This window comes from Pseudomonas farsensis (genome assembly GCF_014268805.2).
GTDB lineage: Bacteria > Pseudomonadota > Gammaproteobacteria > Pseudomonadales > Pseudomonadaceae > Aquipseudomonas > Aquipseudomonas farsensis.
The window spans coordinates 1,197,746-1,219,740 of the sequence record NZ_JABWRF020000002.1 but is presented as its reverse complement, the minus strand read 5'-3'; the positions used below and the strand labels follow the sequence as shown (position 1 = coordinate 1,219,740).

At 59.5% G+C, this 21,995-nt stretch carries 24 protein-coding genes; 1 reads left to right on the top strand and 23 read right to left on the bottom strand.

Annotation, left to right across the window (positions count from 1 at the left end; all coding sequences use genetic code 11):
• Positions 1-2 precede the first annotated feature (2 nt).
• From HU719_RS14810 to HU719_RS14775, 8 genes are all read right to left on the bottom strand, one after another.
• On the bottom strand, positions 3-659 hold the full coding sequence (locus HU719_RS14810; protein WP_186534703.1) for a formate dehydrogenase subunit gamma: 657 nt from the start codon (positions 657-659) through the stop codon (positions 3-5).
• Entirely contained in the window at positions 656-1,606 is a 951-nt protein-coding gene (gene fdxH / locus HU719_RS14805; protein WP_186519401.1) for a formate dehydrogenase subunit beta, read from the bottom strand. The genes HU719_RS14810 and fdxH overlap by 4 nt, the downstream gene beginning before the upstream one ends.
• A complete protein-coding gene (gene fdnG, locus HU719_RS14800) occupies positions 1,606-4,674 on the bottom strand; it encodes a formate dehydrogenase-N subunit alpha (RefSeq protein ID WP_186534702.1) in 3,069 nt (1,022 codons plus the stop codon). Before fdnG ends, fdxH begins: the two co-directional genes overlap by 1 nt.
• A 185-nt stretch (positions 4,675-4,859) precedes the next feature.
• A complete protein-coding gene (locus HU719_RS14795) occupies positions 4,860-5,342 on the bottom strand; it encodes a hypothetical protein (RefSeq protein ID WP_186519397.1) in 483 nt (160 codons plus the stop codon).
• A gap of 241 nt (positions 5,343-5,583) precedes the next feature.
• On the bottom strand, positions 5,584-6,441 hold the full coding sequence (locus HU719_RS14790; RefSeq protein WP_186534701.1) for a DMT family transporter: 858 nt from the start codon (positions 6,439-6,441) through the stop codon (positions 5,584-5,586).
• 398 nt (positions 6,442-6,839) lie between these two features.
• Positions 6,840-7,693, bottom strand: a protein-coding gene (locus HU719_RS14785) for an IS5 family transposase (protein WP_437179679.1) whose coding sequence is annotated in 2 segments (ribosomal slippage) — positions 6,840-7,351 and positions 7,351-7,693 — 855 coding nt in all. Because the reading frame shifts where the segments join, the coding sequence is not laid out codon by codon here.
• A gap of 185 nt (positions 7,694-7,878) precedes the next feature.
• Complete coding sequence (locus HU719_RS14780) at positions 7,879-8,436, bottom strand: single-stranded DNA-binding protein (protein WP_186519395.1); 558 nt, start codon at positions 8,434-8,436, stop codon at positions 7,879-7,881.
• Between the two features lie 9 nt (positions 8,437-8,445).
• Positions 8,446-9,840 carry an MFS transporter gene (locus HU719_RS14775; RefSeq protein ID WP_186519393.1) on the bottom strand — a complete coding sequence of 465 codons (1,395 nt, stop codon included), beginning with the start codon at positions 9,838-9,840 and terminating at the stop codon, positions 8,446-8,448.
• A 129-nt stretch (positions 9,841-9,969) separates the two neighbouring features.
• Here HU719_RS14775 and uvrA point away from each other — a divergent pair, with 129 nt between their 5' ends.
• Entirely contained in the window at positions 9,970-12,804 is a 2,835-nt protein-coding gene (gene uvrA, locus HU719_RS14770; protein WP_186534700.1) for an excinuclease ABC subunit UvrA, read from the top strand.
• A 66-nt stretch (positions 12,805-12,870) separates the two neighbouring features.
• On the opposite strand, the gene bfr is transcribed toward uvrA, so the two are convergent.
• The 15 genes from bfr to rpsH form a co-directional block, all read right to left on the bottom strand.
• Complete coding sequence (gene bfr, locus HU719_RS14765; protein ID WP_186519389.1) at positions 12,871-13,335, bottom strand: bacterioferritin; 465 nt, start codon at positions 13,333-13,335, stop codon at positions 12,871-12,873.
• Positions 13,336-13,498: 163 nt separating this feature from the next.
• A complete protein-coding gene (locus HU719_RS14760; protein WP_186534699.1) occupies positions 13,499-14,938 on the bottom strand; it encodes a catalase in 1,440 nt (479 codons plus the stop codon).
• A gap of 172 nt (positions 14,939-15,110) precedes the next feature.
• A complete protein-coding gene (gene rplQ, locus HU719_RS14755; protein ID WP_003255451.1) occupies positions 15,111-15,497 on the bottom strand; it encodes a 50S ribosomal protein L17 in 387 nt (128 codons plus the stop codon).
• A gap of 42 nt (positions 15,498-15,539) precedes the next feature.
• On the bottom strand, positions 15,540-16,541 hold the full coding sequence (locus tag HU719_RS14750; RefSeq protein WP_003255452.1) for a DNA-directed RNA polymerase subunit alpha: 1,002 nt from the start codon (positions 16,539-16,541) through the stop codon (positions 15,540-15,542).
• 22 nt (positions 16,542-16,563) lie between these two features.
• Positions 16,564-17,184 (bottom strand): 30S ribosomal protein S4, encoded by a 621-nt coding sequence (rpsD, locus tag HU719_RS14745; protein ID WP_011531898.1) that lies wholly within the window; start codon positions 17,182-17,184, stop codon positions 16,564-16,566.
• A gap of 15 nt (positions 17,185-17,199) precedes the next feature.
• A complete protein-coding gene (gene rpsK, locus HU719_RS14740; protein ID WP_003255454.1) occupies positions 17,200-17,589 on the bottom strand; it encodes a 30S ribosomal protein S11 in 390 nt (129 codons plus the stop codon).
• Positions 17,590-17,607: 18 nt separating this feature from the next.
• Positions 17,608-17,964: a 30S ribosomal protein S13 gene (rpsM, locus tag HU719_RS14735; RefSeq protein ID WP_186519385.1), complete on the bottom strand. Its 357-nt coding sequence runs from the start codon at positions 17,962-17,964 to the stop codon at positions 17,608-17,610.
• 131 nt (positions 17,965-18,095) lie between these two features.
• Positions 18,096-18,212, bottom strand: a complete 117-nt coding sequence (rpmJ, locus tag HU719_RS14730) for a 50S ribosomal protein L36 (protein WP_002555468.1) — start codon at positions 18,210-18,212, stop codon at positions 18,096-18,098.
• A gap of 29 nt (positions 18,213-18,241) precedes the next feature.
• Positions 18,242-19,573 (bottom strand): preprotein translocase subunit SecY, encoded by a 1,332-nt coding sequence (gene secY, locus HU719_RS14725; RefSeq protein WP_186519382.1) that lies wholly within the window; start codon positions 19,571-19,573, stop codon positions 18,242-18,244.
• A complete protein-coding gene (gene rplO, locus HU719_RS14720) occupies positions 19,574-20,008 on the bottom strand; it encodes a 50S ribosomal protein L15 (protein ID WP_110996350.1) in 435 nt (144 codons plus the stop codon). It abuts the gene before it with no gap.
• Positions 20,009-20,011: 3 nt separating this feature from the next.
• Positions 20,012-20,188 carry a 50S ribosomal protein L30 gene (rpmD, locus tag HU719_RS14715; RefSeq protein ID WP_008089798.1) on the bottom strand — a complete coding sequence of 59 codons (177 nt, stop codon included), beginning with the start codon at positions 20,186-20,188 and terminating at the stop codon, positions 20,012-20,014.
• Positions 20,189-20,190: 2 nt separating this feature from the next.
• On the bottom strand, positions 20,191-20,691 hold the full coding sequence (rpsE, locus tag HU719_RS14710) for a 30S ribosomal protein S5 (RefSeq protein ID WP_011531894.1): 501 nt from the start codon (positions 20,689-20,691) through the stop codon (positions 20,191-20,193).
• 3 nt (positions 20,692-20,694) lie between these two features.
• Entirely contained in the window at positions 20,695-21,045 is a 351-nt protein-coding gene (gene rplR / locus HU719_RS14705; RefSeq protein WP_029614571.1) for a 50S ribosomal protein L18, read from the bottom strand.
• A 10-nt stretch (positions 21,046-21,055) separates the two neighbouring features.
• Positions 21,056-21,589 (bottom strand): 50S ribosomal protein L6, encoded by a 534-nt coding sequence (rplF, locus tag HU719_RS14700; RefSeq protein WP_186519380.1) that lies wholly within the window; start codon positions 21,587-21,589, stop codon positions 21,056-21,058.
• Between the two features lie 12 nt (positions 21,590-21,601).
• On the bottom strand, positions 21,602-21,994 hold the full coding sequence (gene rpsH, locus HU719_RS14695; protein WP_186519378.1) for a 30S ribosomal protein S8: 393 nt from the start codon (positions 21,992-21,994) through the stop codon (positions 21,602-21,604).
• Position 21,995: the final 1 nt, after the last annotated feature.

The following is a 21,995-nucleotide window of genomic DNA, read 5'->3' as shown; positions in this document are numbered from 1 at the left end:
GGTCATCCTTCTTTTCGTCCGGGGTTGGGTGGCGTCTTGTCACCCGTCACGTCCCGGTACCAGAGTTCATGGTGCTTGCGCGCCCAGGCGCGGCTGACCCAGCCATGCAGCATGGCGCCGATGGAGCCCTTGATCCAGATCCCGGCATAAATGTGCACGATGATGCTCAGCACCAGCACGAACGCCGCCAGGGCGTGCAGCAAGGTGGCCAGGCGAATTGCGCCGATACCGAAGAAATGGCTGAAGTAGGCCCGCCAGATCACCACGCCACTGATCAACAGCACCAGCATGCAGGCCAGCAAGGTCCAGAACAGCAACTTCTGGCCGGCGTTGTATTTGCCAATCGGCGGCACGCCTTCTTCCTTGTTCAGCATCACCCGGTCAATGCGCCGCAGCCACAAGCGGTCATTGGCGGTAATGAAGTTGGCGCGCCAGAAGCGCAGCACCAGCCCGAGGAAAAACACGAACATCGCCACGCCGATGAACGGGTGCAGGATGCGCGTCCACGGGCCGCCGCCGAACAGGTGGCTGAGCCAGAACAGCGCCGGGTGGAACAGCGCCAGCCCGGAAAACGCCGCCAGCACGAACAGGATAGCCACCAGCCAGTGGTTGCTGCGCTCGTTGGCGTTGTAACGCAGGATAGGTTTGTCGTCGTTCATGGCCGCTGCTCCCCCTGCCCGTCCGGGCGGTTCGGGTCATAGACATGCACAGCCGGGTCGACCTGCTGGACGCTGGCATCAGGCGCCGGGGCATGCTCGTCCTCCTCGACCCGCTGCGGCCCCACACGCACATAGTGGAAGAACCCGGCCAGCACCGCCGCGCCCATGGCCAACAGCGCCAGCGGCTTGCTGACCCCCTTCCACAGGCCAACCAGCGGGCTGATCACCGGCGCCTCCGGTAGCCCGGCATACAGCTTGGGCGTGTCGGCGTGGTGCAGCACGTACATCACATGAGTGCCGCCGACGCCGTCGGGGTCGTACAGCCCGGCGTTGTCGAAACCACGGGATTTCAGGTCGACGATGCGCTCATCGGCATGCACCTTCATCTCCTGCTTGGTGCCGAAGACGATGGCGCCGGTTGGGCAGGTTTTCACACAGGCAGGCTCCAGGCCCACGCTGACGCGGTCGGAACACAGGGTGCACTTGTACGCCTTGTGGTCCTTCTGCGAAATGCGCGGGATGTTGAACGGGCAGCCCGTGATGCAGTAGCCGCAGCCGATGCAGTGGTCCTGGTTGAAGTCGACGATGCCGTTGGCGTGCTTGATGATCGCCCCAGGGCTTGGGCAGGCCTTGAGGCAACCGGGGTCGGCACAGTGCATGCAGCCGTCCTTGCGGATCAGCCACTCCAGGTTGCCGTCGTCACGCTCATGCTCGGTGAAGCGCATCAGGGTCCAGGTTTCGGCGCTGAGGTCCTGGGGGTTGTCGTAGGTGCCATGGTTGTGGCCTACCTCGTCACGCAGTTCGTTCCACTCCGAGCACGCCACCTGGCAGGCCTTGCAGCCGATGCACTTGGTGGTGTCGATCAGCTTGGCGACCTCGTCCACCTGGCGCACCGAGGGCGGCACCGTGGTGGTGGCCGAGCGGGCAATGATGTCTTGGCTGGCCATCAGAGTTTCTCCACGTTGACGAGGAACGACTTGGACTCCGGCGTCTGGGTGTTGCCATCACCGAGGAACGGCACCAAGGTGTTGGTCAGGTAGCCGTGCCGCGTGGTCCCAGTGAAGCCCCAGTGCAGCGGGATGCCGATCTGATGCACGGTCTGGTTGTTGACCTGCAGCGGGCGAATCCGCTTGGTCACCACCGCAACCGCCTCGATATGCCCGCGCTTGCTCGACACCCGCACTCGATCACCGGCCTTGATGCCCTTCTCGTTGGCCAGCACTTCGCCGATCTCGACGAACTGCTCGGGCTGGGCGATGGCGTTCAACCGGCAATGCTTGCTCCAGAAGTGGAAGTGCTCGGTCAGCCGGTAGGTGGTCGCCGCGTAGGGGAACTGGTCGTGAGTGCCCAAGGTGCCCCACACCGAATCGAAGATGCGCCCGGCCGGGTTGCTGGTGGCCTTTTTGTTATGCGGGTGCAGAGGGTTGATGCCAATCGGCGTCTCGAACGGCTCGTAGTGCTCGGGGAATGGCCCTTCGGCCATTTTGTCGATGGCAAAGAAACGCGCCACCCCCTCGGGGTTCATGATGAACGGGTTCATCCCTGCCTCGGGCGGCGAGTCGACCTTGAAGTCGGGTACGTCTGTGCCGGTCCAGGTTTTGCCGTTCCACCACACCAGGCGTTTTTTCTCAGGGTCCCAAGGCTTGCCTTGCGGGTCGCTGGAGGCGCGGTTGTAGAGGATGCGGCGGTTGGCCGGCCAGGCCCAGGCCCAGTTCTGCACCTGGTGCATGCCGTAGGGGTCGCTGTTGTCGCGCCGGGCCATCTGGTTGCCCTGCTCGGTCCAACTACCGGCGAAAATCCAGCAACCGGACGCCGTGCTGCCGTCGTCTTTCAATTGGCCGAAGCCCGCCAACTGCTGGCCGGCCTTGAGCACCGCGCCGGTCGGGTCGGTCTGGTCGCTGACCGCCCAACCGTTCATCTCTTTGGCCAGCTCTTCAGGCGAAGGCTCGTCGGCGATCTTGTACGGCCAGCTGATGTTCAGCAACGGGTCGGGGTAGGCGCCGCCTTCGGCCTGGTAGCGGTGGCGCAGGCGCAGGAACAGCTCGCTCATGATCTGCACGTCGGTGCGCGTCTCGCCCGGGCCATCGGCGCCCTTCCAGTGCCACTGCAACCAGCGGCTGCTGTTGACCAGCGAGCCGTCTTCCTCGGCAAAGCAGGTGGTGGGCAGGCGGATCACTTCGGTCTGGATATTGGCCGTGTCGACGTCGTTGTAGGGGCCGGCATTGCGCCAGAACTCGGACGTTTCGGTGGCCAGCGGGTCCATCACCACCAGCCACTTGAGCTTGGCCAGGGCGGCGGTGACGCGGTTCTTGTCCGGCAGCGCAGCAATCGGGTTGAAGCCCTGGCACATGTAGCCGTTGACCTTGCCCTGGCTCATCATCTCGAACATGCGCAGCACGTCGTAGGCCGGTACGTCGAGCTTGGGTAGCCAGTCGTAGCCCCAGTTGTTTTCAGCCGTGGCGTTGGCGCCATACCAGGCCTTCATCAGGCTGACATGGAACTTGCCGTAGTTCTGCCAGTACGACAGTTGGCCTGGGCGCAGCGGCTTGGAGGCACGCTTGTCGATGTAGCTTGCGTAGTCCTGTTCGGCATCGCCGGCCAGGGTCAGGTAACCCGGCAGCGAGTTGGACAGCAGGCCCAGGTCGGTCAGCCCCTGAATGTTGGAGTGCCCGCGCAGGGCGTTGACCCCGCCACCCGGCATGCCGACGTTACCCAGCAGCAACTGGACCATGGCCGCACTGCGGATGATCTGCGCGCCGATGGAGTGCTGCGTCCAGCCCAGCGCATAGAGGATGGTCATGGTCTTGCCCGGCACCGAACAGGTGGCGATCTCTTCCCAGACTTTCATCATCTGTGCCTGGGGCATGCCACAGGTCATGCTGGCCAGCTCAGGCGTGTAGCGGCTGTAATGCTGCTTCATCAACTGGAATACGCAGCGCGGGTGCTGCAGGGTCGGGTCGACCTTGGCAAAGCCGTCCTCGCCCAGCTCATAACCCCAGCCAGACTTGTCGGCATACACGCGCTTGGCTTCGTCGTAGCCGCTGAACAGCCCGTCCTCGAAACCATAGGTTTCTTTGACGATGAACGACACGTCGGTGTAATTGCGCACGTATTCGTGCTGGATCTTGTCGTTGCTCAGCAGGTAGTTGATCAGCCCGCCCATGAAGGCGATATCGGTGCCGGTGCGGATCGGTGCGTAGTAGTCCGCCACCGATGCGGTACGGGTAAACCGCGGGTCAACCACGATCAGCCGCGCCTTGTTGTGCGCTTTGGCTTCGGTCACCCACTTGAAGCCGCACGGGTGCGCTTCAGCAGCGTTGCCGCCCATTACCAGGACCAGGTTTGCGTTGGCGATGTCAGACCAGTGATTGGTCATCGCGCCACGGCCGTACGTCGGGGCAAGACTTGCCACCGTCGGGCCGTGTCAGACACGCGCCTGGTTATCGAACCCCAGCATTCCAGTGGCACGAATGACCTTGTGGGTCAGGTAACCCGCTTCGCTCGAGGCCGCCGAAGCCGCCAAAAAGCCCGTGGTGAGCCAGCGGTTGACCGTCTGGCCTTGGGCGTTCTTCTCGATGAAGTTGGCGTCACGGTCCTTTTTCATCAGGTCCGCCACCCGGTCGAGGGCTTCATCCCAGCTGACCCGGGTCCACTCGTTGCTGCCGGCCTTGCGTACTTGCGGGTACTGCAGGCGATTGGGGCTGTGGATAAAGTCCAGAAGGCCTGCGCCTTTCGGGCACAAGGTGCCGCGGTTGACCGGGTGGTCGGCGTCGCCTTCGATATGGATGATGTTCTGTTTGACGTTCTTGCCCGCATCACCCTGGCTGTACATGATCAGGCCGCAGCCGACCGAACAATAAGGGCAGGTGTTACGGGTTTCCTTGGTGTGCGCCAGCTTGAAGTGGCGCACCTGCTCGGCGAACGCCGGCGCGGGGGCCATACCCAGCGCCGCAAGGCTTGAGCCTCCAAGGCCGACGGCGGCGACCTTGAAGAATTGCCGACGGTTGAGATCCATCGTGCACTCCTGATCAGGTTTGGACGCACGGGACCTTGCCGGCGCCTCTGTGACTTCACGGTTGGCGATACGCAGACCGCCAACCGTTAAGAGTAGCCAAGAATCAGACGAATGCGATGACGTGGGTCAAAACCCAGGTGCGACGGGCTGCTTGCGAACGGCCCGCCTGGTTTGAAGCAGCGAAATCAGTGCGAGCCAGGCGCAGGCGGGGCAACGGGGGTAAGTGAAAAATTGAAGTCATCACCACCCAGATAGTGAATGTTCACACTTTCTGTCACATCTTCACCGTCAAGCCCGACAAACCTGAACAGCGACCGCACAAGTACCTCAGGGGGCAGCGACCTTTTCGCATACAACGCGTTGCCAATCACATAGACGAAGCCACCTACCGTAGCAATCGGGCCTGGGTACATTTGCACGAACTGGGTGAAGGTGGGGCCGGTAAGAATGCTGTAGGTGATCGTCGACGGGCCGAACATGATGGTCAATATGCCCACGACCGTGATCGCAAGCCCTACGAACGAAAGTATGCGGAAGTAGATGGCCCCTTCGATACTGGTCTGCAGGTGCTCGGCATAAAGCGCCGAGAAACCAAGCATTTGGTAATCTTCGGCCATGGACGTCAGTTGGATTTCGTTAGTGCTGATACCTTCAGTGCTGCCTTGCATCGCCCGCTCCTTGAAAAAAACGGATGGTAACTAACTGCGGCGAGAGAAAGCTATGTGATCGAGACACATTCGGAAAAAGTCTGCGATCAAATCGCCAATTGTCCCTCCATTCGAAGAAGTGAATTCATACGGTTCCACGGAACCTGCTCATGCGAGCCAAAACCTCCCTGCGGCGGCGACTCGAGGTGACTGAACTGAGGGAGCTGCCCCCAAGGGAAGCGCCCTGCGGCCTAGCATTGCTCTATCCGTAAACATGCAAAAGTACAGCCCCCATCAACACCATCATTACCCCACACAACTGCGTCAACGAGAGACGCTCATGAAGGAAAAGATAACCAAGTGCTGCTGCCACCGCCCCGGACAGGGTACTGATCACCGTCACCACCGATATGGAACCGCCGAGTACGCCCAACGAAAAAGCGCTCGAGCCTCCAAGGTTGAACAAACTGGCACCACACAAACTGGCAAATGTTTTCAACCTGATTACTGCCCAACTGCGAAGTAGCCTTGATGCTTCGCGCATGAGGAACAACAGCCCGATCGCGTACGCCACGGCTAACATATTTACCGGTCCTATTGTCGGCAGAATATATTTTCCCTGAATCCAGAATGTGACCCCATACAGCAGTGCGGCTAAAAGCGCAAAGCCAACAGACATGCTGTTGTTCATTTTATCTGGGCCGACGCTGCGTCTGTGAGCTCTACTCGCCAGCATCACCCCAACGAAACAGATCAGCAGCCCGGCAACCTGCCAAGTCGAGAGCATGTCTCCGCCCAGCCAAGCCAACACCGTTGTCACAATACTGTACGAACTTACTAGTGGCGCTACTACTGCCGTGGTGCCGATGGCGAACGCTTTCGAAAGCGATAGAGCGCCCCCCAGCATCAAAAGTGCAGACAGGCCTGAGAGTAAATAGGTGTCAAATTCTGCTGCCACCAGCTTGTCAAGCTGCTCATCGGAAAGGCCAATGATCGAAATCATTAGCAGCAGACCTACAATCTGGCCGAACACGACTGCTTGTCGAACTCCCACCGCCTTGGCGTTCATTCCGACCAGAAAATCGGTTGCTCCCCAGCACACAGCAGCGAGCAGTCCCATAAATATGTCCACCGTCCCTCACTCCACTTCCCGTCGGTTTAAGGTTGGTGAGGATAGAGGGCATTGGGCGGACATTGCGGAAGGCAAGTTCATTTCGGATCGGTCCTACGCACCAATAGGAAATAGCCGGTATATGTAGGCAGTTTAATGCTCAGTGCGGTAACTAAACTCTGCAGACTCGCGGCCGTGCAAATATCTTCAATGTGGGAGCAGGCTTGCCCCACGATGGGCATCTGGATATCGGCAGCTACGGCTTAACCCTGGAGGAAGACGGTTGTAGTGAGCGGGCTCGTCCCGCGTTGGGCTGCGCAGCAGCCCAACGCATGGCAAGCTCGCTCGCCACAAGGAGATATGTCTGGCGAGAACAGACTTGTACAAACCATAGATTCTCCCACGCACTAGGCTCTGCCTGAAAAGAGATGTCGCAAACACCGCATAGCGCAGGCCAGCGAGACCATCGCCGCATAACTTTTCGCCAGCTTGTCGAGGCGAGTCACGATCCTTCGGTTCTCCTTCAGCCAGCTGAACATGCGCTCGACCTCATTGCGTTGACGGTACCTGGCGATCGAACAGAGGGGTAGCCCAAGCTTGAATGTGCGCTTCATCGAGCGCAAAGGAATAACTGGCTGCATGCGGTATCGGTCCCAGTAACGCCGCAGCGCATCGGCGTCGTAGCCCTTATCGGCTAACAGGCACCAGCAGCGTTTACGAGGCCGGCCGCGTTGGCTCGTCGGGATGCTCACTTCGTCCAGTAGCGGCTGCGCATAGCTGATGTCACTGGCTTGACCGCCAGAGAGTAGGCAGCGCAACGGCACGCCGTTGGAGTCGCAAAGCATATGGATCTTGGTTGTCAGTCCGCCTCGGCTACGGCCTATCGCATGCTCAACGGGTTCATCAGGCCCCCCTTTTTCCCGGCGCCTGCAGAGGCTCGGGTTGCGCGTACTGCCGTCGAGTCAATCATCCAGGTCTGCAGGTCAATCAGGCCATGCTTGTTCAGTCTGATGTGCAGCCGCTTGAGCATGTGGTCAAAAGTGCCTCGGTTCCGCCAGTCACGAAATCGCTGGTAGACCGTTGACCAAGGACCGAAACGCTCAGGCATGTCACGCGAAGTAGCGCCGGAGCAAAGCACCCACAGCACACCATCCAGCATCAAACGATCATTAAACCGTGGTCGGCCTTTGCGGTGGCCTTCAGTGAACAGGTCCGCGACCATCGTCCAGGCTTCATCCGAGAGTTCATAACGCTTTGCTATCACAGAATTCCTTTCCGTAGATGATTGAGAACTCTACAAAAAATCAGCCTTGGGCCGGTGCTGCTTCGGTTTCTCGGTATCTCGTACAGAACCTAGCAATTGGCTTTTTACATCGTTAAAAATGAAAAAGCCCCGCTAACGCGGGGCTCTTTAAGAGAAATCTTACAATTTCTCTAAGGTGCTCTCTAGAACGGAATATCGTCATCGAAGCTGTCGAAGTCAGCAGCCGGCTGCGGAGCCGGCTGTTGCGGCGCTGGGCGCTGCTGGGCCTGTTGCGGGCGCTGGGCCTGCTGGCGTGGCGGAGCCTGGTTGTACTGCTGCTGTTGCTGCTGGCCACCCTGGTTGTAGTTGTTGCCACCACCCTGGTTGTACTGGTCGCCGCCGCCTTGCTGGCCCTGCGGACGGCCGCCAAGCAGCTGCATGGTGCCGTTGATGTCGACGATGATCTCGGTGGTGTAGCGCTTGATGCCGTCTTTTTCCCACTCGCGGGTCTGCAGCTTGCCTTCGATGTAGCACTGCGAACCTTTACGCAGGTACTCGCCAGCAATTTCGGCAACCTTGCCGAACAGCGAAACACGGTGCCACTCGGTGCGCTCGACCTTCTGGCCAGACTGCTTGTCGGTCCACTGCTCGCTGGTGGCCAGGCTCAGGTTGGTCACGGCGTTACCGTTGGGCAGGTAGCGGACTTCGGGATCCTGACCACAGGTACCGACCAGAATGACTTTGTTAACCCCACGGGCCATAACGTTCTCCTAGGCTTCGCACGCCGCTGAGGCTGGGTTTACCAGACGCTCGAGGGTCGCACGGTCCAAAATTTTCGTATCCAGTTTGATATAGATGGCGGCTTCTTCTGCCACCACCACGGCGTCGGTTACACCCGGCACGGCCATCAGGCGCTCGGTCAGCCCGGCTTCCCGCAGCGCCTCGGGCGTTAGCGGCATGCGCAGGCTGGTGACATAGGGCGGCTCGTTCATGCTCAATGCAGTGATCAGCCACAGGGCACACAGGCCCGCGCAACCCAGAAAAACCATGCTCAGGCCACCGTGCTGGAACAACCAGCCACCGATGATTCCTCCCAGCGCGGCGCCGAGGAACTGGCTCGTTGAGTAAACACCCATCGCAGTCCCTTTGCCACCGGCCGGCGACACCTTGCTGACCAGTGAAGGCAAGGATGCCTCCAGCAGATTGAAGGCCGTGAAGAATACCACGGTGCCGATGACCAGTCCGTGCAAGTTGTCAGCCCACTGCCAGAAAAACACCTCCACCAGCAGCAGCACACTGACCGCGCCAAGCAGGACGCGTTTCATCTTGCGCTTTTTTTCGCCATAGATGATGAAGGGGATCATTGCAAAAAATGAAATCAGCAGCGCGGTCAGGTACACCCACCAGTGCTGCTCTTTGGGCAGCCCGCCGCGCTCGACGAACGCCAGGGGCAGTGCAATGAAGCTGGCCATGAGAATGGCGTGAAGCACAAAAATACTCACGTCCAGGCGCAGAAGGTCCGGGTGGCGCAGGGTTGGGCCGAGCGCCTGGCGGGCAACGCCCGACTCGCGGTGCTGCAACTGGCTATGGGCGCTGGGCACCACGAAGGCAATCAAGGCGATGCCGACCACGGCAAGCCCTGCCGTTGCGAGGAACAATCCTGACAAGCCAAAGGCACTGGTCAACAGAGGGCCGACGACCATTGCCACTGCGAACGACAGGCCGATGCTCATGCCGATCATGGCCATGGCCTTGGTGCGGTGCTGTTCGCGGGTGAGGTCCGAGAGCAGTGCCATGACCGCGGCCGAAATCGCCCCGGCGCCTTGCAGGATGCGCCCGGCAATCACGCCCCAGATTGAATCGGCCTGGGCCGCCAGCACGCTGCCCAGGGCGAAGATCACCAGGCCCAGGTAGATTACCGGGCGCCGGCCGATGCGGTCGGAAATCATGCCGAACGGGATTTGCAGCACCGCCTGGGTGAGGCCGTAGGCACCAATGGCCAGGCCGATCAGCGCAGGCGTGGCGCCGGCCAGGTCCATGCCGTAGGTGGCGAGCACCGGCAGCACCATGAACATGCCCAGCATACGAAAGGCAAAGACCAGGGCCAGGCCACCAGCGGCGCGGGTTTCGCTGCTGCTCATGCGATCGTTGTGGGGGTCGTGCATGGATGAACCTCGTGTGAACCGGCGGCGATTCTATCAGTCCGAGCCCATAACGGCATCTGCGCGACGCTTTGCCGCGTACTGGCCACGCGCCGTATACTTCTTCGTTTATGCCCGCCAAGCGAGGCCGCAGTGGACAAGATCCTGATTCGTGGGGCGCGTACCCACAACCTTAAGAACATCGACCTGACCCTGCCCCGGGACAAGCTGATCGTGATCACCGGCCTGTCCGGTTCCGGCAAGTCATCGCTGGCGTTCGACACGCTGTATGCCGAAGGCCAGCGCCGCTACGTCGAGTCGCTGTCGGCCTATGCCCGGCAGTTCCTGTCGATGATGGAAAAACCCGACGTCGACACCATCGAAGGCCTGTCGCCGGCGATTTCCATCGAACAGAAATCGACCTCGCACAACCCGCGTTCGACCGTAGGCACCATCACCGAGATCTACGACTACCTGCGCCTGCTCTATGCACGCGTTGGCACGCCGCGCTGCCCGGACCACGATATTCCGCTGGAAGCGCAGACCGTCAGCCAGATGGTCGACCTGGTGTTGGAAAAACCCGAAGGCAGCAAGCTCATGCTGCTGGCCCCGGTCATCCGTGAGCGCAAGGGTGAGCACCTGGCGGTGTTCGACGAACTGCGTGCCCAGGGCTTCGTGCGCGCACGGGTGAACGGCAAGCTCTACGAACTGGACGAGTTGCCCAAGCTCGACAAGCAGAAGAAGCACAGCATCGATGTGGTGGTGGACCGCTTCAAGGTGCGCGCCGACCTGCAGCAGCGCCTGGCCGAGTCGTTCGAGACCGCCCTGAAGCTGGCCGATGGCATTGCGCTGGTCGCGCCAATGGACGATGAAGACGGCGAAGAGACGATTTTCTCGGCGCGCTTCGCCTGCCCGATCTGCGGCCATGCCATCAGCGAACTCGAGCCCAAGCTGTTCTCCTTCAACAACCCCGCTGGCGCCTGCCCCACCTGCGACGGCCTGGGGGTCAAGCAATTCTTCGACACCAAGCGCCTGGTCAATGGCGAACTGACCTTGGCCGAAGGCGCCATCCGTGGCTGGGACCGGCGCAACGTCTATTATTTCCAGATGCTCGGCTCATTGGCCGCGCACTATGGCTTCAGCCTTGAGGAGCCGTTCGCCGAGCTGTCGGCGGACCACCAGAAGGTGATCCTGCACGGCAGCGGCAAGCACAGTGTCGACTTCAAGTACCTCAACGACCGTGGCGACATCGTCAAGCGCTCGCACCCGTTCGAAGGCATCGTGCCGAACCTTGAGCGTCGTTACCGCGAGACCGAGTCGGCCACCGTGCGTGAAGAGCTGGCCAAGCTGCTCGGCACCCAGCCCTGCCCCGATTGCCGTGGCACCCGCCTGCGCCGTGAGGCGCGCCATGTGTGGGTGGGCGAGAAAACCCTGCCGGCGGTGACCAACCTGCCAATTGGCGATGCCAGCGCGTATTTTGCGACGCTGACCCTGACCGGCCGGCGCGGTGAGATCGCCGTGAAGATTCTCAAGGAGATCTGCGAGCGCCTGCAGTTTCTGGTCAACGTCGGCCTGGACTACCTCACCCTGGATCGCAGCGCCGACACATTGTCTGGCGGCGAGGCGCAGCGTATCCGCCTTGCCAGCCAGATCGGTGCAGGCCTGGTGGGGGTGATGTACATCCTCGATGAGCCGTCCATCGGGCTGCACCAGCGTGACAACGATCGCCTGCTGGGCACCCTCAACCACCTGCGCGACCTGGGCAACACGGTGATCGTGGTGGAACACGACGAAGACGCCATTCGCCTGGCGGACTACGTGGTGGATATCGGCCCCGGCGCGGGTGTGCACGGCGGCCAGATCGTCGCCGAGGGCACCCCGGCCGAGGTCATGGCACACCCTGACTCGCTGACCGGCAAGTATTTGTCCGGACGCAAGAAAATCGCCGTCCCGGCCAAACGCACCCCACGTAACAAAAAGCTGTCGCTCAAGCTCAAGGGCGCGCGCGGCAACAACCTGCAAAACGTCGACCTGGAGCTGCCGATTGGCCTGCTGACCTGCGTGACCGGGGTTTCCGGTTCGGGCAAATCGACGCTGATCAACAACACCCTGTTCCCGCTGGCGGCTACCGCGCTCAACGGCGCGAGCACCTTGGAAGCGGCGCCGCACAGCAGCATCGATGGCATGCAACACCTGGACAAGGTGGTCGACATCGACCAGAGCCCGATCGGCCGCACACCGCGGTCGAACCCGGCCACCTACACCGGTATTTTCACCCCGATTCGCGAGCTGTTTTCCGGCGTGCCGGAGTCGCGTTCCCGTGGCTACGGGCCAGGCCGCTTCTCGTTCAACGTCAAGGGTGGGCGCTGCGAGGCGTGCCAGGGCGATGGCCTGATCAAGGTCGAGATGCACTTCCTGCCGGACATCTACGTGCCGTGCGATGTGTGCAAGAGCAAGCGCTACAACCGCGAAACCCTGGAGATCAAGTACAAGGGCAAGAACATCCACGAGGTGCTGGAAATGACCATCGAGGATGCCCGCGAGTTCTTCGACGCGGTCCCGGCGCTGGCGCGCAAGCTGCAGACGCTGATGGACGTGGGGCTTTCCTACATCAAGCTGGGGCAGTCGGCGACCACGCTGTCTGGCGGCGAGGCGCAGCGGGTGAAGCTGTCACGCGAGCTGTCCAAGCGTGATACCGGCAAAACTCTGTACATCCTCGACGAGCCGACCACAGGCCTGCACTTTGCCGACATCCAGCAACTGCTGGACGTCCTGCATCGTCTGCGCGACCACGGCAACACCGTGGTGGTGATCGAGCACAACCTGGACGTGATCAAGACCGCCGACTGGTTGGTGGACCTTGGGCCGGAGGGTGGCTCCAAAGGTGGGCAGATCATTGCCTGCGGTACGCCTGAGGAACTGGCCGAGAAGAAACAGTCGTATACCGGGCACTACCTCAAACCACTGCTGGAGCGTGACCGGGCCTGATCCGAGCGCCCATGAAAAAGCCCCTGTCACTTACGTGGCAGGGGCTTTTTAGTGGCTGTGGATAACTTACATCTGCGATTGCAGGTAGTTTTCCAGCCCGATGATCTTGATCAGACCTTGCTGCTTCTCCAGCCAGTAGGTGTGGTCTTCTTCGGTGTCGGCCAACTGCGCGCGCAGAATGTCGCGGCTGATGTAATCCTTGTGCAGCTCGCACAGTTCGATGCCCTTGCACAGCGCGGCGCGGACTTTGTACTCAAGCTTCAGATCGGCAGCGATCATCTCAGGGACGGTACTGCCCACTTCGAGGTCGTCGGCGCGCATGTCTGGGGTGCCTTCGAGCATCAGGATACGGCGCATCAGAGCATCGGCGTGCTGCGTCTCTTCTTCCATTTCGTGGTTGATACGCTCGTAGAGCTTGGTCAGGCCCCAGTCTTCGTACATCCGCGAGTGAATGAAATACTGATCGCGTGCTGCCAGTTCGCCCTTCAGCAACGTGACGAGGTAATTGATTACGTCCGGGTGACCTTGCATCGCCCTGATTCTCCCTGTGAATGCTTCAATGCCGCATAGTGTGAACCAGCTTTTGCTCGCGGTCACGGGAAAATGCGCAATTACAGGTAAAAGATCGGCTAAACAGTAGTGATATTCATTGAAAAACCGCCCAAACGAGGGCGGTTCTTGTTATCACTTCGACTTAAGCGAGATTCACGCCCAAGGCCTTGGCAATGCCTTCACCGTAAGCCGGATCTGCCTTGAAGAAGTACTGCAACTGGCGCTGCACCACGTCTTCGCTGACACCGGCCATGGTCCCGGCGATGTTGCTGATCAACAGCGCTTTTTGCTCATCGCTCATCAGGCGGAACAGCGCACCGGCGTGGCTGTAGTAGTCGTTGTCATCGCGGTGGTCGTGGCGATCTGCGGCGCCACTGAGGGCAAGCGCAGGTTCGGCATGGCGCGGGGACTGCTTGGGCGCATCGGCATAGCTATTCGGCTCATAGTTCGGCGCGCTGCCGTAGCTGCCAGTGGCCATGGAGCCATCACGCTGGTAGCTGTGCACCGGGCTGCGCGGGGCGTTCACCGGCAACTGCTGGTGGTTGGTGCCGACGCGGTAGCGGTGGGCATCGGCGTAGGCGAATACCCGGCCCTGCAGCATGCGGTCCGGCGACAGCCCTACACCCGGGACCATGTTGCTCGGCCCGAAGGTGGCCTGCTCGACTTCTGCGAAGTAGTTGAGCGGGTTACGGTTGAGCTCCAGCACGCCCACTTCGATCAGCGGGTAGTCCTTCTGCGACCAGGTCTTGGTCACATCGAACGGGTTTTCCTGACGGTTAGCCGCTTCGGCCTCACTCATCACCTGGATGCACACCGTCCAGCGGGGGTAGTCGCCCCGCTCAATGGCCTCGAACAGGTCGCGCTGGGCATAGTCAGGCTCGCTGCCGGCCAGGCGCGCAGCTTCAGCAGGCGTCAGGTTCTTGATGCCTTGTTGGGTCTTGAAGTGCCACTTGACCCAAGTGCGCTCGCCACGGGCGTTGATCAGGCTATAGGTGTGGCTGCCGAACCCGTGCATGTGGCGGTAGCCGTCCGGAATACCCCGATCGGAGAACAGGATGGTGACCTGGTGCAACGCCTCGGGCGAGTGCGACCAGAAGTCCCACATCATCTGGGCGTTCTTGAGGTTGGTCTGCGGGTGGCGCTTTTGCGTGTGGATAAAGTCAGGGAACTTCAGCGGGTCGCGGATGAAGAACACCGGCGTGTTGTTACCCACGATGTCCCAGTTGCCTTCCTCGGTGTAGAACTTCAAGGCGAAGCCGCGCGGGTCTCGCTCGGTATCGGCCGAACCACGCTCACCCCCTACAGTGGAGAAACGCAGGAAGGTTTCGGTCTGCTTGCCGACGGCGGCAAACAAGGCAGCGCTGCTGTAGCCCGTGATGTCCCGGGTTACGGTAAAGGTGCCGTAGGCGCCCGAGCCCTTGGCGTGTACCCGGCGCTCAGGAATGTTCTCGCGGTTGAAGTGGGCGAGCTTCTCAATCAGGTGGAAGTCATCGAGCAACAGCGGGCCACGGGGGCCTGCGGAACGGGAATTCTGGTTGTCGGCTACGGGTGCACCGCTGGCGGTGGTGAGAATCTTGCTCATGGGCTCTCCTTATCGATCTTCAGTCGCCGGCTAATCGGCATGCAGTGAAGTATCCGCGAGGTGTACAACCAGAGCCAATTAATTGATTAGGTAGTTACGATAGATATTTGCAATGTTTGCAGACACAAAAAACCGGGCACTAGGCCCGGTTTCTTGTAAGCAGACTGACGTCTTACTCGGCGGCTTCTACAGCACCACCAACTGGACGATCAACCAGCTCGACGTACGCCATAGGCGCGTTGTCGCCAGCGCGGAAACCGCACTTCAGGATGCGCAAGTAGCCGCCCTGACGAGTGGCGTAGCGCTTGCCCAGATCGTTGAACAGTTTGCCAACAGCAGACTTCGAACGGGTACGGTCGAAGGCCAGACGGCGATTGGCAACGCTGTCTTCCTTGGCCAGGGTGATCAGCGGCTCGGCAACGCGGCGCAGTTCCTTGGCTTTCGGCAGGGTGGTTTTGATCAGCTCGTGCTCGATCAACGACACAGCCATGTTCTGGAACATAGCTTTGCGGTGAGAGCTGGTACGGCTCAGGTGACGTCCACTTTTACGATGACGCATGATTCATTCCTTACCAAACACTACGTTCGGTGATTACGACGATCAGGCAGTCGCCTTGTCGTCTTTCTTAAGGCTTGCAGGCGGCCAGTTGTCGAGGCGCATGCCGAGAGACAGACCACGGGAGGCCAGGACGTCCTTGATTTCAGTCAGGGACTTCTTGCCCAGGTTAGGAGTCTTCAACAACTCTACTTCGGTACGCTGAATCAGGTCGCCGATGTAGTAGATGTTCTCCGCCTTGAGGCAGTTGGCCGAACGTACAGTCAGTTCCAGGTCGTCAACCGGGCGCAGCAGGATCGGATCGATCTCGTCTTCCTGCTCGACCACAACCGGCTCGCTGTCACCTTTGAGGTCGACGAACGCGGCCAGCTGCTGTTGCAGGATGGTCGCGGCACGACGGATAGCCTCTTCAGGATCCAGGGTACCGTTGGTTTCCAGATCGATGACCAGCTTGTCCAGGTTAGTACGCTGTTCAACACGGGCGTTTTCGACCACGTAGGCGATACGACGCACCGGGCTGAACGAAGCGTCCAGCTGGAGACGGCCAATGCTGCGGCTTTCATCTTCGTCAGTCTGACGAGAGTCGGCCGGCTCGTAACCGCGACCACGAGCTACAGTGAGCTTCATGTTCAGGGCGCCGTTGGACGCCAGGTTCGCGATTACGTGATCGGGGTTGACGATCTCGACATCGTGATCCAGCTGAATATCGGCAGCGGTAACCACCCCCGAACCCTTTTTCGACAAGGTCAGCGTAACTTCGTCACGACCGTGCAGTTTGATAGCCAGGCCTTTCAGGTTCAACAGGATTTCAATGACGTCTTCCTGTACACCTTCGATCGCGGAGTACTCATGGAGTACGCCATCGATCTCGGCCTCGACTACTGCACAGCCAGGCATGGAGGACAACAGGATGCGGCGCAGCGCGTTGCCCAGGGTATGGCCGAAGCCACGCTCGAGAGGCTCGAGCGTGATCTTGGCGCGGGTTGGACTGACAACCTGCACGTCGATGTGACGGGGTGTCAGAAACTCATTTACCGAAATCTGCATGGATGCACCTATTTTCTAGCCCTTACTTGGAGTAGAGCTCGACAATCAGGTTTTCGTTGATGTCGGCGGACAGGTCGCTGCGAGCAGGAACGTTCTTGAAAACGCCCGACTTTTTAGCAGCATCCACGTCTACCCACTCAACGCGGCCACGCTGAGCGCACAGTTCAAGGGCTTGAACAATGCGAAGCTGGTTCAGCGACTTCTCGCGAACCGAGACCACGTCACCCGGACGAACTTGGTAGGATGGAATGTTTACAGTCTTGCCGTTTACGCTGATCGCTTTGTGCGAAACCAGCTGACGGGATTCGGAACGAGTCGAACCGAAGCCCATACGATAAACGACGTTATCCAGACGGCACTCAAGCATCTGCAGCAGGTTCTCACCAGTGGCGCCTTTCTTCGAGGCTGCCGCTTGGTAGTAACCGCGGAATTGACGCTCCAGTACACCGTAGATACGACGAACTTTCTGTTTCTCGCGCAGCTGGGTACCGTAGTCGGACTGACGGCCACGGCGCTGGCCGTGGATACCTGGGGCTGCTTCGATGTTGCACTTCGATTCCAGAGCGCGAACGCCGCTCTTCAGGAACAGGTCAGTGCCTTCACGGCGAGACAGTTTGCATTTTGGACCAATGTAACGTGCCATTTATCTGTCTCCTGATTACACGCGACGCTTCTTCGGCGGACGGCACCCGTTGTGCGGGATTGGCGTCACGTCGGTGATGCTGGCGATCTTGTAGCCGCAGCTGTTCAAAGCACGAACGGCGGACTCACGACCTGGACCTGGACCCTTGACGTTTACGTCGAGGTTTTTCAGACCGTATTCCAGCGCAGCTTGACCAGCACGCTCTGCAGCGATCTGAGCTGCGAACGGGGTGGATTTGCGCGAACCACGGAAACCCGAACCACCGGAGGTAGCCCAGGACAACGCGTTGCCCTGACGATCGGTGATGGTCACGATGGTGTTGTTAAAAGAAGCGTGGATGTGGGCGATGCCATCAACCACTGTCTTTTTGACTTTCTTACGAGGACGAGCAGCAGGTTTTGCCATGTCTATATTCCTGGGCGGTTACTTGCGGATCGGCTTACGCGGGCCCTTACGGGTGCGTGCGTTGGTCTTGGTGCGCTGACCGCGAACCGGCAGACCTTTACGATGACGCAGGCCGCGGTAGCAACCCAGGTCCATCAAGCGCTTGATCTTCATGTTGATGTCACGACGCAGGTCACCTTCAGTGGTGAACTTCGCAACTTCGCCACGCAGGGTTTCGATTTGCTCGTCGCTCAGATCCTTGATCTTTGCGGCTGGGTTAACCCCAGTGTCTGCACAGATTTTCTGCGCAGTAGTGCGACCGACACCATAGATGTAGGTCAGCGAGATAACAGTGTGCTTGTTATCTGGAATGTTGACGCCTGCAATACGGGCCATTCAGTGGGACTCCAATTGACAGCTACCTACGCCCCGGAAGCCAAGAAATAGGGCGCGAGATAATATCGCTGTAGAAACGAATAATCAACCCAGCAGCGCACTAGCTGCTGGGTTTGAAACGCAGATCACACTCAGCCTTGGCGCTGCTTGTGACGCGGTTCCGCGCTGCAGATCACGCGCACGACACCTTCGCGACGAATGATCTTGCAGTTGCGGCACAGCTTTTTCACCGATGCACGAACTTTCATACCGACTCCTCGAACCTTAAGGGGCTAAATCAGCGCAGCAAACCGCTGCCGCCGTAGCCTTTCAGGTTGGCTTTCTTCATCAGGGATTCGTACTGGTGCGAAACGAGGTGCGATTGTACTTGGGACATGAAGTCCATCACAACCACTACCACAATCAGCAACGAGGTCCCGCCAAGGTAGAACGGCACGTTTGCAGCCACCACCAGGAACTGGGGCAGCAAGCACACGGCCATCATGTAAAGAGCACCGAACATGGTCAAACGGGTCAGAACGCCATCAATGTAGCGTGCCGACTGCTCACCAGGACGGATACCCGGAATAAAGGCACCGGACTTCTTCAGGTTTTCCGCTACGTCTTTCGGGTTGAACATCAACGCTGTGTAGAAGAAGCAGAAGAAAATGATCCCTGCACTAAACAGCAGAATGTTCAACGGCTGACCAGGAGCGATCGACTGCGAGATGTCCTGCAGCCAGCCCATACCTTCGGACTGACCAAACCAGGCACCCAGCGAAGCCGGGAACAGCAAGATGCTGCTCGCGAAGATGGCCGGGATTACCCCCGCCATGTTCACTTTCAGCGGCAAGTGGCTGGTCTGCGCAGCGAAGACCTTGCGGCCCTGCTGACGCTTGGCGTAGTGAACGGCGATACGACGCTGACCACGCTCAATGAACACCACGAAACCGATAATCGCTACTGCCAGCAAACCGATAGCGACCAAGGCGAAAATGTTGATATCGCCTGTGCGTGCAGACTCGAAAGACTGCCCGATTGCTCTCGGAAGACCGGCAACGATACCCGCGAAGATCAACATCGAGATACCGTTGCCCACACCGCGCTCGGTGATCTGCTCGCCGAGCCACATCATGAACATCGCGCCTGCCACAAAGGTGGAGACGGCGACGACATGGAAGCCCAGGTCTACAGAAAACGCCACGCCCTGGTTGGCCAGGCCAATGGACATGCCAATGGCTTGAACCAGCGCCAGGATAACGGTGCCGTAGCGGGTGTACTGGCTGATCTTGCGACGGCCAGCTTCACCTTCCTTCTTCAACTGTTCCAGCTGCGGGCTGACAGCGGTCATGAGCTGCATGATGATCGATGCCGAAATGTACGGCATGATCCCCAGTGCAAAGATGCTCATGCGCTCCAGCGCGCCACCGGAAAACATGTTGAACAAGCTAAGAATGGTCCCCTCATTCTGCCGGAACAGATCCGCAAGACGGTCCGGGTTAATGCCTGGTACAGGGATGTGCGCGCCGATCCGATAGACGATGATCGCCATGAACAGAAAGCGCAGACGAGCCCAGAGTTCCGACATCCCGCCCTTACCGAGCGAAGAGAGAGCACCTTGCTTAGCCATTTATTCCTCGAACTTGCCGCCAGCTGCTTCGATAGCCGCACGTGCACCTTTGGTGACGGCGATACCCTTGAGGGTGACTGCGCGAGTGACTTCGCCCGACAGCATGATTTTCACACGCTGTACGTGCTGGCCGATCACGTTGGCGTCCTTGAGGGACTGAACGGTGATCAGATCGCCTTCCACCTTGGCCAGCTCGGACAGACGCACTTCTGCGCGATCCATGGCTTTCAGGGAAACGAAGCCGAACTTCGGCAGGCGACGGTGCAGCGGCTGTTGACCGCCTTCGAAGCCTGGAGCAATGGTGCCACCGGAGCGCGAGGTTTGACCTTTGTGGCCGCGGCCACCAGTCTTACCCAGACCGCTACCGATACCACGGCCCGGACGGTGCTTCTCGCGACGGGAACCCGGCGCTGGACTCAGATCATTGAGTTTCATCGATTAGCCCTCGACGCGCAGCATGTAGTAAGCCTTGTTGATCATCCCGCGATTCTCGGGAGTATCCTGGACTTCTACAGTGTGACCGATACGACGCAGACCCAGACCCTTAACGCACAGTTTGTGGTTAGGGATGCGGCCCGAGACGCTCTTGATCAGCGTTACTTTTACAGTTGCCATGATCAGAAGATCTCCTCGACAGTCTTGCCGCGTTTGGCAGCAATGGACTCAGGGGATTGCATGGCTTTCAGACCCTTGAAAGTGGCATGAACCACGTTCACTGGGTTAGTCGAGCCGTAGCACTTGGCCAGAACGTTCTGTACGCCAGCAACTTCGAGGACGGCACGCATGGCACCACCAGCGATGATACCGGTACCTTCCGAGGCAGGCTGCATGTAAACCTTCGAGGCGCCGTGGGCGGCCTTGGTGGCGTACTGCAGGGTGGTGCCTTTCAGGTCAACCTGGATCATGTTGCGACGAGCAGCTTCCATAGCTTTCTGGATAGCAGCTGGTACTTCGCGCGATTTACCACGGCCGAAACCAACACGACCTTTACCATCACCCACCACGGTCAACGCGGTGAAGGTGAAGATACGGCCGCCTTTGACGGTTTTGGCTACGCGGTTAACTTGAACCAGCTTCTCGATGTAGCCTTCGTCGCGCTTTTGATCGTTATTTGCCATAACTTAGAACTCCAGCCCGCCTTCACGAGCAGCATCAGCCAGCGCTTTGACGCGGCCATGGTACTTGAAGCCGGAACGGTCAAAGGCAACTTGAGATACACCGGCGGCTTTCGCGCGCTCAGCTACCAGCTTGCCAACCTTAGTGGCCGCGTCGATGTTGCCAGTGGCGCCATCACGCAGGTCTTTGTCCAAGGTCGAGGCGCTTGCCAGAACCTTGCTGCCGTCGGCCGAAATAACCTGGGCATAAATGTGCTGCGACGAGCGGAACACGCAGAGACGCACGGCTTCGAGCTCGTGCATTTTCAGGCGTGCTTTGCGAGCGCGACGCAGTCGAGTAACTTTTTTGTCGGTCATTTGCTAGGCCCTACTTCTTCTTGGCTTCTTTACGACGGACTACTTCATCCGCGTAACGCACACCCTTGCCCTTGTAAGGCTCTGGCGGACGGAAACCGCGGACTTCAGCGGCCACCTGACCCACGAGCTGCTTATCGATACCCTTGATCAGGATGTCGGTCTGGCTTGGGGTTTCAGCGGTGATACCGGCTGGAAGTTCGTAATCCACTGGGTGCGAGAAGCCCAGAGCCAGGTTCAGGATGGTGCCCTTGGCCTGAGCCTTGTAACCAACACCGACCAGCTGGAGCTTACGCTCGAAGCCTTGGCTTACGCCCTGGACCATGTTGTTCACCAGGGCGCGGGTGGTACCGGCCATGGCGCGAGCTTGCTGATCACCGTTGCGAGCGACGAAACGCAGCTCACCAGACTCTTCGGTAACTTCAACAGACGAGTGAACGTTCAGTTCGAGAGTGCCCTTGGCACCCTTCACCGAAAGCTGTTGGCCGGCGAATTTAACTTCGACGCCTGCTGGCAGCTTAACGGGGTTCTTAGCGACGCGAGACATGCCTATCCCCCCTTAGAACACTGTGCACAGAACTTCGCCGCCGACACCGGCAGCGCGCGCAGCGCGGTCAGTCATCACACCTTTGTTGGTGGAGACAATAGACACGCCCAGACCGCCACGTACTTTCGGCAGGTCAGTGACGGCCTTGTACTGGCGAAGGCCAGGACGGCTGGTACGCTTCAGTTCCTCGATGACCGGACGGCCTTCGAAGTACTTCAGTTCGATAGAGAGGGAAGGTTTGGCTTCGCCGGTAACTTCGTAGCTGGCGATGTAACCTTCGTCTTTCAGTACTTTGGCAACCGCGACCTTCAGGGTAGAAGAAGGCATGCTTACGACAGACTTTTCAGCCATCTGGGCATTACGGATGCGAGTTAGCATGTCCGCTAACGGGTCCTGCATACTCATG